This window comes from Priestia sp. AB, assembly GCF_028369225.1.
GTDB lineage: Bacteria > Bacillota > Bacilli > Bacillales > Bacillaceae_H > Priestia > Priestia megaterium.
Genome location: NZ_JAQMYN010000052.1, coordinates 1 through 1,284 on the forward strand (window position 1 = coordinate 1; position 1,284 = coordinate 1,284).

1 pseudogene is annotated in these 1,284 nt (G+C 38.4%); it reads left to right on the top strand.

What is annotated here, in order from left to right:
* The first annotated feature begins 95 nt into the window (after nucleotides 1-95).
* A pseudogene (locus tag POF52_RS30900) lies at nucleotides 96-1,240 on the top strand (IS3 family transposase).
* Nucleotides 1,241-1,284: the final 44 nt, after the last annotated feature.

The window sequence follows — 1,284 nt, forward strand, 5'->3', positions numbered from 1 at the left end:
TGGGACTGACCCCTAATAGTGAGACAAATAAAAAACACCTTTAAGTTAAAAAACGGGTATATACTACCTAACAATCACTTGGAGGTGTTTTTTCTATGGGGACAAGAGTTAGTTATCCAGCAGAGATAAAGATAAAAGCTATTGAGATGAGATTAGCTGGTATACCTGTCAAAGAAGTGCTTTCCCAATTAAATATTCGCAGTTACACCCAATTAAAAAGGTGGATGAGATGGTATAAAAATGGAGAAATGTATCGATTTGAACAGCCTGTAGGCAAGCAGTATTCATACGGAAAGGGACCTGGCTTTAAAGACGAAATGTCCAAATTGAAAGCAGAAAACCGGTATTTAACACAACAGATTGAGGTCTTAAAAAAGTACAAGGAATTGGAGAGGAAGTGGTCCCAGAAATCGTAGTGAATGTAGTAGAAGAGTTAAAAGATAAGATGCCAGTCTATCAAATCTGTCAGCACCTTGATATCCCTTGATCGACGTATTATCTCTGGAGGAAACAGGAACAATCAGAACGGATAAAGAAAAAGAAATGGATGGAACAACAGATCGGTGAGCAATGTCAACAACATAAGTTCCGATATGGCTATCGAAAAATTACAGCATTACTCAATCGAACGATGAAAATTAACCATAAATTTGTACAACGTGTCATGCAGAAATACGGTTGGCAATGTCGCGTAAAACGAAAAAAACGAAAGCAAACAGGGCAACCTTATCAGGTTGCAGAGAATGTATTAAATCGTGAGTTTCAAGCTGATCGCCCTCTTCAGAAATTAGTAACTGATATTACCTACTTGCCTTTTAGACCTAAGCAGTTGTATCTTTCAAGTATTCAAGATTTATTTAATGGGGAAATCATTGCATATTCGATTGGTGATCACCAAAATGTAGAATTTGTCTTAGATACGTTAAGCCAACTTCCTTTTTTACCTAAAGGATGTACGTTGCATAGTGACCAAGGATCTGTGTACACATCGCATCTCTATCAACAAAAAATTAAAGAAAGAGGCATTACTATGAGTATGTCCCGTAAAGGGACACCCGCAGATAATGCCTCCATTGAATCGTTTCATTCCTCGCTAAAGTCTGAAACGTTCTACCTCGACGAGTTAACATATACGACGACCACCATCGTCGAAAACTATATTACTTATTACAACAATGCCCGTATTCAAACGAAACTAAACAACCAGTCACCAGTACAATACCGGCAGCTGGCTGTTTAAAAGGTGCTTTGAGTCCTGTCTCACAAACAGGGTGCAGTCCCCTT